Origin of the sequence: Streptomyces millisiae, from assembly GCF_031845425.1 — a bacterium.
GTDB classification, from domain to species: Bacteria; Actinomycetota; Actinomycetes; order Streptomycetales; family Streptomycetaceae; genus Streptomyces; species Streptomyces millisiae.
Map to the genome: position 1 here is coordinate 1 of NZ_JAVREM010000254.1, position 471 is coordinate 471.

1 protein-coding gene is annotated in these 471 nt (G+C 68.4%); it reads left to right on the forward strand.

All coding sequences use genetic code 11. From position 1 onward, the window contains the following. Nucleotides 1-15 precede the first annotated feature (15 nt). Nucleotides 16-471 (forward strand): site-specific integrase (locus RNC47_RS36530; protein WP_311605168.1); only part of this gene is annotated, 456 nt, incomplete at its 3' end.

Consider the following 471-nt stretch of genomic DNA (forward strand, 5'->3'; position numbering starts at 1 on the left):
GGGCCGGTGGCGCGTGTGCAGCGGGTGATTTTTCCCGGCGAACCTGTCACCTACACCGTGGTGGGTGCCGATCATCTGCCGGTGGCCCCGGCGGCGGAATACCTGGGGTTTCTGCGGGATGGGGGCGCGTCCCCGCATACGGTGCGCGGCTACGCCGCGGGGTTGGCTCGGTGGTTCACCGTGCTTGAGCACACCGGGCACCGCTGGGATGACTTTCCCACCACCCTGTTTGGCCAGTATCTGCAGTATCTGCGGACCGGGGATCTGCCCGGCACACCGCGCATCGGTGTCCCCGAGACCAAGATGATGACCAGCTCCTTGCAGCCACGGGCGGCCGCGGTGTTGTCGATGTACCGCTATCACGCCGATGCCGGCACCACCGAGGTGCCCTATCGCCGGTTGTACACCGCGCGCGGCAACTGGCGGCGCCGGTCACGCTACGTCGGGTTCCTCGACGGTGTGGGGCCTGCC